Source organism: Variovorax sp. Varisp36, assembly GCF_047304235.1.
GTDB lineage: Bacteria > Pseudomonadota > Gammaproteobacteria > Burkholderiales > Burkholderiaceae_C > Variovorax.
Genome location: NZ_JBGLYU010000008.1, coordinates 41,485 through 56,391, shown reverse-complemented (window position 1 = coordinate 56,391; position 14,907 = coordinate 41,485). Strand labels below are relative to the sequence as shown.

At 69.9% G+C, this 14,907-nt stretch carries 17 protein-coding genes; 14 read left to right on the top strand and 3 right to left on the bottom strand.

Annotated elements, in window-relative coordinates:
- Positions 1-29: 29 nt before the first annotated feature.
- Entirely contained in the window at positions 30-1,073 is a 1,044-nt protein-coding gene (locus tag ACCD11_RS07325) for a type IV pilus twitching motility protein PilT (protein ID WP_007833310.1), read from the bottom strand.
- A 51-nt stretch (positions 1,074-1,124) separates the two neighbouring features.
- On the opposite strand from ACCD11_RS07325, the gene ACCD11_RS07320 reads away from it, so the two are divergent.
- Positions 1,125-1,829 (top strand): YggS family pyridoxal phosphate-dependent enzyme, encoded by a 705-nt coding sequence (locus ACCD11_RS07320; protein ID WP_007833309.1) that lies wholly within the window; start codon positions 1,125-1,127, stop codon positions 1,827-1,829.
- Positions 1,830-1,841: 12 nt separating this feature from the next.
- On the opposite strand, the gene ACCD11_RS07315 is transcribed toward ACCD11_RS07320, so the two are convergent.
- Positions 1,842-2,309, bottom strand: a complete 468-nt coding sequence (locus ACCD11_RS07315) for an Lrp/AsnC ligand binding domain-containing protein (protein WP_007833308.1) — start codon at positions 2,307-2,309, stop codon at positions 1,842-1,844.
- A 147-nt stretch (positions 2,310-2,456) separates the two neighbouring features.
- Entirely contained in the window at positions 2,457-2,789 is a 333-nt protein-coding gene (locus ACCD11_RS07310) for a DUF4148 domain-containing protein (RefSeq protein WP_413313256.1), read from the bottom strand.
- A 244-nt stretch (positions 2,790-3,033) separates the two neighbouring features.
- Between ACCD11_RS07310 and ACCD11_RS07305 the strand changes: the two genes are divergently transcribed.
- The 13 genes from ACCD11_RS07305 (at position 3,034) to ACCD11_RS07245 (ending at position 14,900) form a co-directional block, all read left to right on the top strand.
- Complete coding sequence (locus ACCD11_RS07305; RefSeq protein ID WP_007833298.1) at positions 3,034-4,308, top strand: Glu/Leu/Phe/Val family dehydrogenase; 1,275 nt, start codon at positions 3,034-3,036, stop codon at positions 4,306-4,308.
- A gap of 33 nt (positions 4,309-4,341) precedes the next feature.
- On the top strand, positions 4,342-4,995 hold the full coding sequence (locus ACCD11_RS07300; protein ID WP_413313255.1) for a nucleoside/nucleotide kinase family protein: 654 nt from the start codon (positions 4,342-4,344) through the stop codon (positions 4,993-4,995).
- 82 nt (positions 4,996-5,077) lie between these two features.
- The gene (locus ACCD11_RS07295; RefSeq protein ID WP_413313253.1) at positions 5,078-5,764 is read left to right on the top strand and encodes a DUF2242 domain-containing protein; all 687 of its coding nucleotides are present in this window, start codon (positions 5,078-5,080) and stop codon (positions 5,762-5,764) included.
- A 43-nt stretch (positions 5,765-5,807) separates the two neighbouring features.
- Positions 5,808-6,278: a MarR family winged helix-turn-helix transcriptional regulator gene (locus ACCD11_RS07290; protein WP_413313252.1), complete on the top strand. Its 471-nt coding sequence runs from the start codon at positions 5,808-5,810 to the stop codon at positions 6,276-6,278.
- On the top strand, positions 6,275-7,294 hold the full coding sequence (locus ACCD11_RS07285; RefSeq protein WP_413313250.1) for an FUSC family protein: 1,020 nt from the start codon (positions 6,275-6,277) through the stop codon (positions 7,292-7,294). Before ACCD11_RS07290 ends, ACCD11_RS07285 begins: the two co-directional genes overlap by 4 nt.
- 54 nt (positions 7,295-7,348) lie before the next feature.
- Positions 7,349-7,867: an RDD family protein gene (locus tag ACCD11_RS07280; protein WP_007833288.1), complete on the top strand. Its 519-nt coding sequence runs from the start codon at positions 7,349-7,351 to the stop codon at positions 7,865-7,867.
- A gap of 16 nt (positions 7,868-7,883) precedes the next feature.
- On the top strand, positions 7,884-8,615 hold the full coding sequence (locus ACCD11_RS07275; RefSeq protein WP_413313248.1) for an RDD family protein: 732 nt from the start codon (positions 7,884-7,886) through the stop codon (positions 8,613-8,615).
- Positions 8,612-9,610 carry a stage II sporulation protein M gene (locus ACCD11_RS07270; RefSeq protein WP_413313247.1) on the top strand — a complete coding sequence of 333 codons (999 nt, stop codon included), beginning with the start codon at positions 8,612-8,614 and terminating at the stop codon, positions 9,608-9,610. Before ACCD11_RS07275 ends, ACCD11_RS07270 begins: the two co-directional genes overlap by 4 nt.
- Complete coding sequence (locus ACCD11_RS07265) at positions 9,594-10,331, top strand: hypothetical protein (protein ID WP_413313245.1); 738 nt, start codon at positions 9,594-9,596, stop codon at positions 10,329-10,331. The genes ACCD11_RS07270 and ACCD11_RS07265 overlap by 17 nt, the downstream gene beginning before the upstream one ends.
- 103 nt (positions 10,332-10,434) lie before the next feature.
- Positions 10,435-11,181 (top strand): DUF4129 domain-containing protein, encoded by a 747-nt coding sequence (locus tag ACCD11_RS07260; protein ID WP_413313243.1) that lies wholly within the window; start codon positions 10,435-10,437, stop codon positions 11,179-11,181.
- Positions 11,178-12,410, top strand: coding sequence for a DUF4350 domain-containing protein (locus ACCD11_RS07255; RefSeq protein ID WP_413313242.1), 1,233 nt, complete (start codon positions 11,178-11,180; stop codon positions 12,408-12,410). The genes ACCD11_RS07260 and ACCD11_RS07255 overlap by 4 nt, the downstream gene beginning before the upstream one ends.
- A 14-nt stretch (positions 12,411-12,424) precedes the next feature.
- Positions 12,425-13,420: an AAA family ATPase gene (locus ACCD11_RS07250; RefSeq protein ID WP_007833282.1), complete on the top strand. Its 996-nt coding sequence runs from the start codon at positions 12,425-12,427 to the stop codon at positions 13,418-13,420.
- Between the two features lie 118 nt (positions 13,421-13,538).
- Entirely contained in the window at positions 13,539-14,900 is a 1,362-nt protein-coding gene (locus ACCD11_RS07245; protein ID WP_413313240.1) for a DUF58 domain-containing protein, read from the top strand.
- The last annotated feature ends 7 nt before the right edge of the window (positions 14,901-14,907 follow it).

The following is a 14,907-nucleotide window of genomic DNA, read 5'->3' as shown; positions in this document are numbered from 1 at the left end:
GCGAAGTGAAAAGCCGGGGGGCTTCATGGCTAGCCTGGGAAGTTCTCTGGGATCTTCGCCTTGCCGCGGGCTTCTGCAGCCGAGATGGTATTGCGGCGCACCAGTTCCGTCAGGTTCTGGTCGAGCGTCTGCATGCCCGAGCCCTGGCCGGTCTGGATGGTGGAGTACATCTGCGCGACCTTGGCCTCGCGGATCAGGTTGCGGATGGCCGGCGTGCCCAGCATGATCTCGTGCGCCGCCACGCGGCCCTGGCCGTCCTTGGTCTTGCACAGCGTCTGCGAGATCACGGCCTGCAGCGACTCCGACAGCATGGCGCGGATCATTTCCTTTTCCTCGCCGGGGAACACGTCGATGATCCGGTCGATGGTCTTGGCCGCCGACGAGGTGTGCAGCGTGCCGAACACCAGGTGGCCCGTCTCGGCCGCCGTCATGGCGAGGCGAATAGTTTCCAGGTCGCGCAGCTCGCCCACCAGGATGGCGTCGGGGTCTTCGCGCAGTGCGGAGCGCAGCGCGTTCGAGAACGACAGCGTCATCGGCCCCACTTCGCGCTGGTTGATCAGGCACTTCTTCGATTCGTGCACGAACTCGATCGGGTCTTCCACCGTGAGGATGTGGCCGTACTCGTTTTCGTTGAGGTAGTTGACCATGGCCGCCAGCGTGGTCGACTTGCCCGAGCCCGTGGGGCCCGTCACCAGCACCAGTCCGCGCGGCTTGAGGGCGAGTTCGCCGAAAATCTTCGGCGCATTGAGCTGCTCCAGCGTCAGGATCTTCGAGGGAATGGTCCGGAACACCGCGGCCGCGCCGCGCGCCTGGTTGAAGGCATTCACGCGGAAGCGCGCGAGGCCGTCGATCTCGAAGGAGAAGTCGACCTCCAGGAACTCTTCGTAGTGCTTGCGGTGCGTGTCGCTCATGATGTCGTACACCATGGCGTGAACGCCCTTGTGATCGAGCGCATCGACGTTGATGCGGCGCACGTCGCCGTTGACGCGGATCATGGGCGGCAGCCCTGCGGAAAGGTGCAGGTCGGAGGCTTTGTTCTTGACGCTGAACGCCAGCAATTGGGTGATGTCCACGGGGCTCCTCGGCTCGGTTCTGGTGACGTTTTGATACGATTTTGGACGATTATGACGATGATTGGCGACGACCTCCAGCAAGTAAACAACCGGATCGCAAAGGCATGTGTAACGGCCGGCCGCGCGCCCGCCGAGGTGAGGCTGCTGGCGGTGTCCAAGACCTTCGGGCCGCAGGCCGTGCGCGAGGCGCATGCGGCGGGCCAGTCGGCCTTCGGCGAGAACTACGTGCAGGAAGGCCTGGACAAGATCGAAGCCCTCGCCGACCTGCGCGCTTCCCTCGAGTGGCACTGCATCGGCCCCCTGCAAAGCAACAAGACGCGGCCCGTGGCCGAGCACTTCGACTGGGTCCACAGCATCGACCGGCTGAAGATCGCCGAGCGACTTTCTGCCCAGCGGCCGGCGCACTTGCCGCCGCTCGATGTATGCCTTCAGGTTAATGTGGACGGCGGCGCGAACAAGTCCGGCGTGCCGCCCGAAGAGGCGCTCGCGCTGGCGCGCGCTGTGGCGGTCTTGCCACATCTGCGGCTGCGCGGGCTCATGGCGATCCCCGAGCCGGCGGCCGATTTCGAAGCGCAGCGCGCGTTGTGCCTGCGCGCGCATGCGGTGTACCAGTCGATCCGCGACGCGGGCATCGCGCTAGATACGCTGTCGCTCGGCATGAGCGCCGATCTTGAAGCAGCGATCAGCGCCGGCAGCACGATGGTGCGCGTCGGCACGGCCATTTTCGGCGGCCGCTCGTACGGCAAGCCGGCCTGACCGGCCCGTGCTTCAGATCCCCAGCGGCAGGCGCGCGCTGCTTTTCACTTCTTCCATCACCGCATAGGTCCGCGTCTCGCGCACGCCCGGCAGCTGCCACAGCACGGTGCCGGCGAACTCGCGGTAGGCGGCCATGTCGGCCATGCGGGTCTTGAGCAGGTAGTCGAAGCCGCCCGCGACCATGTGGCATTCCATGATCTCGTCGCGCACCTGCACGGCCGCCTTGAACTGGTCGAACACGTTGGGGGTGGTGCGGTCGAGCAGCACCTCGACGAAGACGGTGAAGCCGCGGCCCAGCTTGTGCGGATCGAGCCGCGCCTCGTAGCCCAGGATGAAGCCGTCGCGCGTGAGCCGCTGCACCCGCGCCAGCACCGCGGTGGGCGAGAGCGCCACCGCCTCGGCCAACTTGAGGTTGGTGATGCGGCCATCCTCCTGAAGGATCTTCAGCAGCCGGAGATCGATGCGGTCCAGGTCGAGCATCGGAGGATTATCCGGCTCGAATGTCAATTTCTTGCAGAAGATGCGGCCTATGGGTGCTGGCCATAGGAAATAGAACCAGGGAGTTGCCGGCGGCCTACCCTTGCCTACCCAACGCGCCGCATCTGCGGGGTCGATGAGCCGCGGTGCCTATCGCTCGCCGGACGGAATCGTTCCCTCCCGCATGGCCTTGATGGCCTCGGCCTCCACGGCTTCGCGCGTGGCGGGCTGGCCGGTGCGCGCCACGGGCCAGGGTGCGCCCTGGCTCACGGCGCTCCATGCGGGCTGGTTGCGCGCCGTCTCCAGTTCGGCGACGACGCGATCGCGCGACGGATCCAGCCTGGCGTGGTCGGGGTGGCGCGTCACGCCGGCCTCGGTCGGCGCGAAGTGGTATTCGCTCGCGGCCGAAGCGGCCAGGGGCGCCAGCGCGGCGGCCGAAACGGCCACGGCGAGAAGGGGAAAGAGAAGTGTGCGGTGCAGCATGGTGATGGATGTCCCTTGGTTGTTCGCCGTCGCCGACATGGCGCCAGCCATGCCAGGCCTGGGCCGGCATGCCGGTCGAATCTAGGGAGGCAGGCCGTCAGGTGCCGCACGCCGCGATTACATCGGCGCAATGCGTGGTCCCAACGTCTCTTGCATAACCGTCAGCGCGGCGCGCATAAGCCATGGCGCGACGCGCGGTAGAGGTCTATCGTTGCGCCCACCCGAACAAACCAAGGGATATCCCATGAGCGAAAAACTCTCCTTCGTCAGCCCGACCGCCAACAGCCCGTGGGGCACGTATCTTTCGCAGGTCGACCGCGTCGTGCCGTACCTCGGCCCGCTGGCCCGCTGGGTCGAGACACTCAAGCGCCCCAAGCGCGCGCTGATCGTCGACGTGCCGATCGAGATGGACGACGGCACCATTGCCCACTTCGAGGGCTACCGCGTTCAGCACAACATGAGCCGCGGCCCGGGCAAGGGCGGCGTGCGCTTCCATCCCGACGTCACGCTGGAAGAGGTGATGGCGCTGTCGGCCTGGATGACCATCAAGACCGCGGCCGTCAACCTGCCGTACGGCGGCGCCAAGGGCGGCATCCGCGTCGACCCGAAGAAGCTCTCGCTGCAGGAGCTGGAGAAGGTCACGCGCCGCTACACCAGCGAGATCGGCATCATCATCGGCCCGCACACCGACATCCCCGCGCCCGACGTGAACACCAACGCGCAGATCATGGCGTGGATGATGGACACCTACTCGATGAACGTCGGCGGCACCGCCACCGGCGTCGTCACCGGCAAGCCGCTGCACCTGGGCGGTTCGCTGGGCCGCGTGAAGGCCACCGGCCGCGGCGTGTTCGTCACCGGCCGTGAAGCCGCTCGCCGACTGGGCATGGACCTGCGCGGCGCGCGCATCGCGGTGCAGGGCTTCGGCAACGTGGGCTCGGTCGCGGCGGAACTCTTCGCCGAAGCCGGCGCCAAGATCGTTGCGGTGCAGGACCACACCGGCACCATCGTCAACAGCAACGGCCTCGACCTGGCCAAGCTGGTGCCCATCTCGCGCACCGACGGCGTGGTCGGCTTCAAGGCCGGCGGCGACATCGTGCCGAACGAGGACTTCTGGGAAACGCCCTGCGACATCCTGATCCCGGCCGCGCTCGAAGGCCAGCTCACGGCCGAACGCGCACAGAAGACCACCGCCAAGCTGGTGCTCGAAGGCGCCAACGGCCCCACGGTGCCGATCGCCGACGACATCCTCGCCGAGCGCGGCGTGCTGGTGGTGCCCGACGTGATCTGCAACGCCGGCGGCGTGACGGTGAGCTACTTCGAATGGGTGCAGGACTTCTCGTCCTTCTTCTGGGACGAGGACGAGATCAACGTGCGCCTCGACCGCATCATGATGAACGCGCTCAACCACATCTGGGACACGGCGGACAAGCACAAGATCACGCTGCGCACGGCCACCTATGCGGTGGCCTGCGAACGAATCCTCATGGCACGCCAGGAACGCGGTCTGTACCCATGATTTTTTGACAGGAAGAGGCAGTACGCTCGGGGCATGACCACCGTGCCCGCGCAGAACCTCCCTTCCCTTCCCGCGGATGGCCTGGCCCGTCTGCAGGCTCTCATGGCCAGCGGGCGGCGCAAGCTGTTGGGCCTCGTCGGCGCGCCGGGCGCAGGCAAGTCCACGCTAGCTGCAGCACTGCTCCGCTCGGTGGGCGCCGACCGCGCCCAGGTCGTCCCCATGGACGGCTTCCACCTGGCCAACGTCGAGCTGCAGCGGCTCGGCCGCGCTGCCCGCAAGGGCGCCCCCGACACCTTCGACAGCGCCGGTTATGTTGCGCTGCTGCAGCGCCTGCGCGAGCAGCGGCCCGACGGCGGCATCGTCTACGCGCCCGAGTTCCGCCGCGAGATCGAGGAGCCGATCGCCGGCGCCATTGCCGTGCTGCCGTCGACGCAGCTGGTCATCACCGAAGGCAACTACCTGCTGCACGACGACGGCCCCTGGGCCGGCGCGGCGGCGATGCTCGACGAGGTCTGGTACGTGGACATCGACGACGCGGTGCGCGAAGAGCGCCTGGTGCGGCGCCACCAGCAGTTCGGCCGCAGCGCCGAGGAAGCGCGCGCCTGGGTGGCGAGCACCGACGCACCCAACGCGCGCCTGATCGCGGCGACGCGAATGCGCGCGCACCACGTGCTGCCCTGGTCCTGAAAATCCCGCGCGGCAGGGAACGCAAGCGGGGCGGCGCGCTCGAAGCCATGCCGGCGAGCCGCCGGTTAGCATTCGCCGCTCCATGCCGTCCACGCACCCCACCTGCTTCTCTCTTGCCCGCGCCCCGGTCCTCGTGCTGGGCCTGCTGTCCGCCTTCGTGCTCGCCGGCTGCGGCAGCGCCTCGCACCGCGTGTCGTACGAGCCCGAGGCCTTCGGCTCGACCACCACCCACACCCGCGACTACGAGGCCACCGAGGCCCAGACCTGCGAGGCCGCGCGCCGCGCGCTGCTGAGCCAGGGCTACATGATCACGGCCGCCAACACCGACCTCGTCACCGGGCGCAAGAGCTTCCAGCCTGCGGCCGAGGTGCACGTGGAGGTCGAGTTCCGCGTGGTCTGCGCGCGCGAGAACACGAGGGGCGGCAAGGCCAGCAAGAGCACCGTGGCCTTCGCGACCGCGCTGCAGGACCGCTACGGCATCAAGAAGGTGAACAACTCCGCCAGCCTCGGCGTGGGCGCGATCGGCTCGCTCTCGCTGCCGTTCTCGAGCAGCGACGACGCGATGGTGAAGGTCGCGAGCGAGACGCTGACCGACGAGCGCTTCTACGACCGCTTCTTCGCGCTGCTCGATCGTTTCCTCGACGGCCCGGAAGGAGAGGGCGAAGCCGCGGCACCCGCGGAAACGCCGGTCGCTTCACCGCCTGCCGCGGCGCCCGCCGTCACGCCCGCCGTCACGTATCCCGTGAACTCATCACCCAACCGGGGCTGACGCCCGGACGCCAAAGTACAAAGATGCGTCTTACAATCCGGGCATGGCTTCCCCCATCCCGGATCCGGCGCAATGCGCCTCGCGCCTGCGCGCCTCGGTGTCGCTGCTGTCGCGCCAGCTGCGCAGCGGCAGCGCCGGGCCCGATGGCCCGAGCGTGGCCAAGCTCAGCGTGCTCGGCCAGCTGCATCGGCACGGGCCGTGCACACCCACCGCGTTGGCGGGGCTCGAACGCGTCAAGCTCCAATCGCTGACCCGGCTGCTGGCCGAACTGGAAGCCGAAGGCTGGATCGGCCGCGCACCCCACCCGAGCGACGGGCGCCAATGGCTGCTGTCGCTCACGGCCGAGGGCGTGCGCCGTCTCAAGGCGCTCATGCGCAGGCGCGAGGCGGCGCTGGCCGAGGCGATCGGCGCCACGCTGGATGTCGGCCAGCGTGCCTTGCTGCTGCAGGCTTGCGGGCTCATCGATGGCATCGCAGCCGCGCTGGACAGCGATTCAGCGGCAGCCGAGTCATGATCGGCGCCCCGGCTCTCCAACGCCTGACGGACCCCTGGCGCCACGGCCGCTGGCGTCCGGGCGTACAGCTGGCGGCGGCAGTGGCCATCGCCTGGGGCGTGGCGGTCGTCCTGCATCTGCCCGAAAGTTTCTGGGCGGTGATGAGCGTGCTGATCGTCATGCGCCCGAGCGCCGGTTCGACGCTCGACGCCGGATGGAACCGGGTGCGCGGCACGGCCGCCGGCGCGCTGTGCGGCCTGGCCGGCGTCTGGATGCAGCATCACGGCACACCGGCGCTCGCGAGCACGCTGGCCGTCGTCATGCTGCTGTCCTTTGCCAGCGCGGCCGCGCCGGGCCTGCGCAGCGCGCCGGTGGCTGCGTTGATCATCCTGTCGGCCGGCGGCATCCCCGGCCAATCGGCGTTGCAGGTGGCGCTGCTGCGCATGGCGCAGATCGGCATCGGGGTGGGGGTGGCGTTGGCGGTCTCCACGGTCGTGTCCGAATACCACGCGGGTGCGCGTTTCGACGAGAGCTGCGCCGCGCTGCTGCACGGCATCGCGAAGCGCATGGTGGCCGCGCGGCAGCCCGCCGATGCCGAGGCGGAGCGCATCCATTCAGGCACGCGCGTCGCGCTGGGCCGGCTGGCCGTGCTGGCCGACGGCGCGGACCTGGAGGCGCGGTGGTGGCGCCGCGGTGATGCCACCGCGCGCGGCCCCTACCGCGACAAGGCCCGGCTGGCGGCGCGCATCTTCCAGGACGCCGTGGTGCTCGACCGCGTGTTCCGGCAAGCGCGGGACACGGCGGCCGACGCCACGTGGAGAGAAGCCGCACAGGCTGCCGGCACCGCCATCGCCGGCATGGCCGATGCGCTCGCGGGAAGGAGCACCCCGCCCGACCTCGACGAGCTCGGCCGCTGTGCGCAGGCGTCGCGCAGCGTGCCGTCGAATGCGCTCCTGGCCGCGCCGCTGAGCCTGCTCTTCGACGACTTGCGCCGCCTGCAGCACGTGCTCGGAGCCCGCTCGCCGTCATCCGCCTGACGGACCCAAGCCCTAGAATCTTCCGAAAATCAATCGTTTCGGAGAGGGACGGGCATGGAAGACCAGTCGCAGGATGCGCGCTACGCGCCGCCGCAATCCCATGTGGAGGACGTGCTGCAACCGGGCCGGGCGCAGCCCGGAGAACTTGCATCGCGCGGCAGGCGCTTCCTGGCCGCGATGCTCGATGGCGGCATCTCCATCGCCGCGATCTGGCTCCTCGCGAAGTTCACGCCGATCAATCTCTGGGAAGACGACGGCCTCGGCCTCTGGGTGCCCCGGCCCGCCGATGCGGCCGCCGGCATCGTTCTCTACCTCGTGCTGCACGGCTACCTGCTGGTCACACGCGGCCAGACCATCGGCAAGGCGCTGTTCAGGATCCGCATTGCCCGGCCCGACGGAACGCAGGCGCCGATCGGCCGCATCCTCGGCCTGCGCGACAGCCCGATGTTCGTGATGAGCATCTGGCCGCTGCTCGGGCCGATCTACATGCTCGTCGACTGCCTCTTCATCTTCCGTGCATCGCGCCGCTGCCTGCACGACCAGATCGCCGACACCGTCGTGCTGCAGGCCTGAGCTGAGCGCCACGCCAGTGCGCCTCGACACGCTCTACACCGCCGAGACCCCGGAAGGCATCGCACTCTCGCTGCGCCCGGCCGGCCTGGTCGCGCGCGGGCTGGCGTACCTCATCGACTTCGCGATCCGGCTCGGCATCTTCGTCGCGATCTCGATCACCGCCGGCATGCTGGGCAAGATGGGTGTCGGCATCCTGCTGATCAGCTACTTCTGCCTCGAGTGGCTCTACCCGGTGGTCTTCGAGCTCACGCGCGCCGCGGCCACGCCCGGCAAGCGCGCGATGGGGCTGCGCGTGGTGATGGACTCGGGCCTGCCGGTGACGCCCGCCGCCGCGCTGACCCGCAACCTGCTGCGCGCGGCCGACTTCGTGCCGTCCTTCTATGGCGCGGGCATCGTGTCGATGCTGTGGCGGCGCGACAGCAAGCGGCTGGGCGATCTTGCGGCCGGCACGCTGGTGGTGTTCAGCGACCAGGTGAGCCTGCATGGCAGCGTGCCCGCAGCCGAACCGCAGGCGCCCGCGCGGCCGTTGACGGCGCGCGAGCAGGTGGCCATCGTGTCGTGGGCCGGGCGCGCGACGCGCCTGACCCCGGAGCGCTTCGACGAACTCGCACGCGTCGCCGAACCGGTGCTGGGCCCCGACACTTCCGGCGCTTCCGCGTCGCAGCGCCTGCTCGGCGTGGCGCAGTGGGTGCTGGGCCGCCGCGCCGGCGCCGATGCGCGAGGAGCAGCAGAAGGAAGAGGGCCATGACGCCGATCGATTTCGAAGCCGCCTATGCGCCGCTGTGGGCCGAACTCGAAGCCGTCGTCCGCGTCGCGGAGACCCGACGCAAATTCGACGGCGCGCGGCTCGCCACGCTGTACCGCCGCGTGTGCGAGCACCTGGCGCTGGCGCAGGCGCGCGCCTACCCGATCCACCTCACGCAGCGGCTCGAGGGCTTGACGCAGAGCGCGCACCGGTTGATCTACCGGCAGCACGACTACGGCCTGGCACGCTTCGCCCGGCTGGCGCTGGTCGACTTTCCCGAGGCGGTGCGGGCGCACCGCGGCTACCTGCTGGTGTCGGCGCTGATGTTCGTGCTGCCCCTGTTGGCCGCCGGCTGGGCGGCCTATCGCGACCCCGGCTTCATCCTGCACCTGCTCGACGCCAGCGCCGTTCGGCAGTTCGATTCCATGTACGGCGATGGCGCCGAGTCGCTGGGCCGCACGCGCAATGCAAGCGACGACTGGCAGATGTTCGGCTTCTACGTGATGCACAACATCGGCATCGGCTTTCGCTGCTTCGCGGCCGGCATCTTCGCCGGCGTGGGCAGCGCCGCGGTGGTGGTGTTCAACGGCGTCCAGATCGGAGCGGTCGGCGGCTACCTGATCGCCTCGGGGCATGCCGGGAACTTCTGCTCCTTCGTGGTCACGCACTCGGCCTTCGAGCTCACGGCGATCGTGCTGGCCGGCGCGGCCGGCCTGCGGCTCGGCTATTCGTGGGTCGCGCCCGGAAGACACACGCGGCTCGAGGCCCTGCGGCTGGCCGCGCGCCATGCCGTGGTGATCGTCTACGGCGTCATCGGGCTGCTGCTGATCGCTGCCGCGGTCGAGGCTTTCTGGTCGTCGGCGCGCTGGATCGCGCCGGCCGTGAAGTACGGCGTGGGCGGCGCCTGTTGGGCACTGGTGCTGGCATACCTGGGCTGGCAAGGCCGGCCGCGCGCCGCTGCTGCTGCTGTCGCAAAGGCCGATGAACATGCAGGTTGACGGCCTCGCCATTGCACTGCGGCCGCGCCCCATGGCCGAGGCCGCCGACCTGGGCGTCCAGCTGGTGCGCAACCATGCGCGTTCGGTGTGGCGCACCTTCCTGCCGGTGTATGTGGTGACTGTGCTGCTGGCCTTGTGCACGTTCGAGATCGCCGGCTGGCTGCCCAGCCTGCTGATCTTCTGGCTCAAGCCCTGGTTCGACCGCAGCCTGCTGTTCGTTCATTCGCGCGCGGTGTTCGGGCAGGAGACGCGCTGGGCCGACCTGTGGCACAACCGCCGCGCCGTGTGGGGCGGGCAGCTGCTGCGCACGCTGGTGTGGCGGCGCTTCTCGCCCTGGCGCTCGTTCACCCAGGCGATCGAGCAGCTCGAAGGCCAGCGCGGCAGCGCCCGGCGCAAGCGGCGCACGCAGCTGCTGCGCGGGCGGCGCGGCGCGGCCACGGGAATGCAGCTGGTGTTCGCGAACGTGGAAATGTCGCTCGACATCTGCCTGCTGTCGCTGCTGTTCTGGTTTGCGCCGGAAGGCAGCGTGAGGGACCTGTTCGGCTGGCTCACGCAATCGGACAGTTCGCTGCAGAGCCTGCTGACCGCGGGGGCCTATGCGCTGGTCGTCGGCGTGCTGGAGCCGTTCTACGTGGCGGCGGGTTTCGCGATGTACCTCAACCGCCGGGTGGAACTCGAGGCCTGGGACATCGAACAGGAGTTCCGCCGTGGGTTCCTGTGACACCCCCAGGCTTCGCGCACTTCGTGTCGCTGCGCCTTCCCCCTTTCAGGGGGCGATGCCAGCGGCCCGGCAAAGCCGGTTCCGCGGTAGCCCTGGAAGAGGGTTGATCGTCGCATTGCTCGTGTTGTGGGGCGCAGGGGCGCTGCCGGCAGCCGTGGCCGCAACTGAGGCATCGCCGACGCGCGAGCAGGTGAAGGCTGCGGTCGACAAGGTGCGCGCCGATCCGAACATGCCCGGCACCAAAACCGAGAAGAAGCTCCGCTTCAAGGAACGGGACGACGAGGAAGACGAAGCCGAGAAGAAGTCCGATAGCCTCGACTGGCTGCGCGATTTCGTGAAGGCGGCGGCCGAAGGGGCGCGCTGGCTCGTGTGGGGGCTGGGCGCGCTGGCGCTGGCCTGGCTGGCGATTCGCCTTCACCGATGGATGCAGGTGCGTGCCGGCGGCGCGCGGCCCGGCAAGGCGCTGCTGCCCAGCCATGTCGGCAGCCTCGACATCCGGCCCGAAAGCCTGCCCGACGACATCGGCAATGCCGCCGCCGCGCTATGGCAGCGCGGCCAGCACAGGCCCGCGCTGTCGCTGCTGTACCGCGGTGCGCTGTCGCGCCTCGTGCATGCGCACGAAGTGCCGGTGCGGGCCGCGAGCACCGAGGGCGAATGCATGCAGCTCTCCGCGACCCGGCTGGCGCCTGACTCGCAGGCTTTCTTCGTGCGGCTGGTCGGGGCCTGGCAACTGGGGGCGTACGGCGGGCGGCTGCCTTCCACCGCACAGGTGCTGGCGGTCTGCAGCGAGTTCGACCTGCGCCTGCCCGCGACCGCGCCGGCCGGCAGTCCGAAAGGCGTGGCCGCATGAGCGCCTGGCTGGTCCGCATCGGCTCGGTGCTCGTGCTGGCACTGATCGGCTTCTGGCTGGTCTGGGCCACCGAATGGGCCGACACCGAGGTGCCGACACCCGCGAGCGGCGAGGCCAGGACGAATTCCTTCTATGCGGCGCAGGCGATGCTGCGCGAACTCGGCATGCAGGTGGTCAAGCGCGACGACCTGGACGCCATGCCCCCCGCACAGGCACGGCTGGTGCTCGCCTCCGGCCACTGGGACATGTTCCCCGAGCGCGAGCGGCGCCTGCGCGAGTGGGTGGAGCAGGGCGGACACCTCGTGATGCCCAGCCATCTGGTCGACAGCGACCTGCTGGAAAGCTGGATTCCGCTGGTCAAGGAAAAGCCGGCAGCGGCGGACGAGAAGAAAGAGCCACCCGTACCGAGGACGAGACTGCCCAGGTCGCCATTCGCCGAACCCGCCAGGGACGCGGATTGCCGTGCGGTGACCGAACCCGAGACCGTGCCCGCGAGCTTCGCCGGCGGCCGCGGCTTCCGGATCTGCACCTGGGCGTCCGCGGCGCGCTACCGGCCCGCCGACAAGCAGCAGCCGCCGCTGTGGGCGGTGGCGGGCAAGCGCGGCACCGAGGCGATCCGCGTTCAGGCCGGACGCGGGACCGTCACCGTGATGCCCCTGGGCCTGTGGCACAACGAGGGCCTGACACGCGCCGACAACGCGCTGCTCACCGCCGCCGCGGTGCAGGCGCGCAGCGGCGCCGAAGTCTGGTTCGTCGCCGAGGAAACGCGCGAACCCTTCCTGCGCTGGCTCTGGCACAAGGGCTGGGCGGCACTGATCGTGGGCATGCTCGCGCTGGCCGCCGCGCTCTGGCGCGCGGCCATGCGCTTCGGGCCGCTGATGCCCTCGGTTGGCACGCACCGGCGCTCCATGGCCGAGCAGGTGCGCGGCACCGCCGGCTTCCTGCACATGCATGGCGCCGACGCGCTGCATGCGGCGCAACTGCGCGCGCTGCACGAGTCCGCCGGCCGCCAGCTGCGCGGCTACGCGCGCCGCGATGCGTCGGCACGCGCCGCGGCCATCGCCCAGGCCACCGGCCTGGAGCCCGCGATGCTCGTGCGGGCGATGGCCGCGCGAGCGCGCCATGCCGGCGCCATGTCGGTCGACCTGGAGGTGCTGGAAACCGCGCGCCGCCGGCTCGATGCCCACGGGCCGTTCATGCCTTCATCCGATTCTTCCTCCACATCCTGAACCGAGAGACGTCCATGCAAGCCATCCAACCCGAAGAACTCACGCGCGCGGCCCAGTGGCTGCAGACGCTGCGCGCCGAGGTCGGCCAGGCCGTGGTCGGCCAGATCGAGGCGGTCGACCAGACGCTGGTGGCGCTGGTCGCCTCGGGCCACGTGCTGATCGAAGGTGTGCCGGGGCTCGGCAAGACCCTGCTCGCGCGGGCCCTCGCACAGGCGATGACGCTGCGCTATGCGCGGGTGCAGTTCACCCCCGACCTGATGCCCTCCGACATCACGGGCCACGCGGTGCTCGACCTCGCCACGCGCGGCGAAAGCAGCCTCGGCACGCTGCGCGTGCACCAGGGGCCGGTGTTCACCAACCTCCTGCTGGCCGACGAAATCAACCGCGCGCCCGCCAAGACGCAGAGCGCGCTGCTCGAAGTCATGCAGGAGTACCAGGTCACGCTCGAAGGCACGGCCATGCCGCTGCCGAAGCCCTTCATGGTGATGGCCACGCAGAACCCGATCGACACCGAGGGCACCTACCCGCTGCCCGAGGCGCAGCTCGACCGTTTCCTGCTGAAGATCGACATCGGATTTCCGAGCCACGGCGAAGAGAACGCCATCGTGCAGCTGACCACGCGGCACCGCGCAGGCAACCAGTTTCCGCTCGAGGCCGTGCGCCCCTGCCTCGACGAGGCGCAGGTGCTCGAACTGCAGCGGCTGGCCTGCCTGGTGCAGGCCGACGAGCGCGTGATCGACTACGCGGTGCGCATCGCACGCGCCACGCGCGACTGGCCGGGCCTTTCCTCCGGCGCCGGGCCGCGCGGCGCCATGGCCCTGGTGCGCGCCGCCCGCGCCGCCGCGCTGATGGCCGGGCGCGACTTCATCACCCCCGATGACGTGGCGCGCCAGGCGCTGCCGGCGCTGCGGCACCGCGTGATGATCTCGCCCGACGCGCAGCTCGAAGGCCTGGGCGTCGACACCCTGCTGCGCGCCGCGCGCGACAGCGTGGAAGCCCCGAGGTTATGACACTCCCCCCCAGGCTTCGCGCACTTCGTGTCGCTTCGCCAACCCCCTGCCGGGGGCAACACCTGCGGCCCGGCGAAGCCGGTTCCGCGGTGTTTCCCGAAGGGGCGGTGCTCCGTTGATGCGCCTGCTGCCAATCCCCGCGCGCGCGGCCGTGCTGGCGCTGGCCGGCCTGGCAGCGGCCGCCTCCGCGGCGCTGCTGCTGGGCGCGCCGGTGGGATACGTCGCCGCCGTGGCGGGCGCGCTGCTGGCGGCGGGGCTCGTGCTTGCGGGCGTCGACCTCTGGCACAGCCTGCGCCTTTGGCGCGCCGCGCCGCTGCGCATCGAGCGCAAGCTGCCCGGTGCGTTCTCGCTCGGCGTGCCCACGGTGCTCACGCTCACGCTGGTGAACGAAGGCGCACGGGCCTGGCAGGTGTCGGTGTTCGACGAGCTCGACACGCACTTCGCCTTCGAGGGCCTGCCCCAGACGGTCATCGTGCCGGCGCTCTCGCACATCGCGCTGCGCTACACCGCCACCGCGACGCAGCGCGGCGTTGCGCAGTTCGGCGCCACCCAGCTGCGCTGGCGCACGCGCTTCGGCTGCTTCGACATGCGCCAGACGCTGGGCGAGCCGCGCCGGCTGCGCGTGTACCCCAACTTCGCCGCACTGGCGCGCTACGCCTGGCTGTCGGGTGACCGGCGGCTGGCGCAGATCGGCATCAAGACCTACGCGCAGCGCGGGCTCGGCACCGACTTCCGCCAGCTCGCCGACTACAAGACCGGCGATTCGCTGCGCCACATCGACTGGAAGGCCACGCAGCGCCAGCGCCGCCCGATCGTGCGCGAGTTCCAGGACGATCGCGACCAGTGCGTGCTGTTCCTGCTCGACTGCGGCCGCCGCATGCGTGCCGACGAAGGCGCGCTGGCGCAGCAGGCCGGCAGCCATTTCGACGAGGCGCTCAATGCGCTGATGCTGCTGAGCTACGTGGCGCTGAAGGAGGGCGACGAGGTCGGCGCCATGACCTTCGGCTGCCTTGCCGAGGAGCGGCGCGACTTCGCCCCGCGCAAGGGCACCGCCACCCTCAACGCGTTGATGAACCGGCTGCACGACATCCAGCCCGGCGCCACCCATTCGGACTACCTGCTGGCCGCGCAGGAACTGCTGCGCGTGCAGAGAAGGCGCGCGCTGGTCATCGTGCTGACCAATTTCCGCGACGAAGATTCCGCCGAACTGCGCCCCGCCATCAAGCTGCTGCGCCGCAAGCACCTCGTGCTGGTCGCGAGCCTGCGCGAGCGGGTGCTCGGGCGCATCGCCAATCAGCCGCTGGTGCATGCGCGCGACGCGGTCGACGTGGCCGCGGCGCACCTGTTCGAGCAGTCGCGCCGCGACGCCTTTGCGCGCGTGGTCGGCAACGATCCGCTGTCGGTCGACGTGGAACCGGCCGACCTTGCGGTGGCGTTGGTGAATCGCTATCACGCAGTCAAAAGGGCTGGCCTTTTGTAGGCACCCT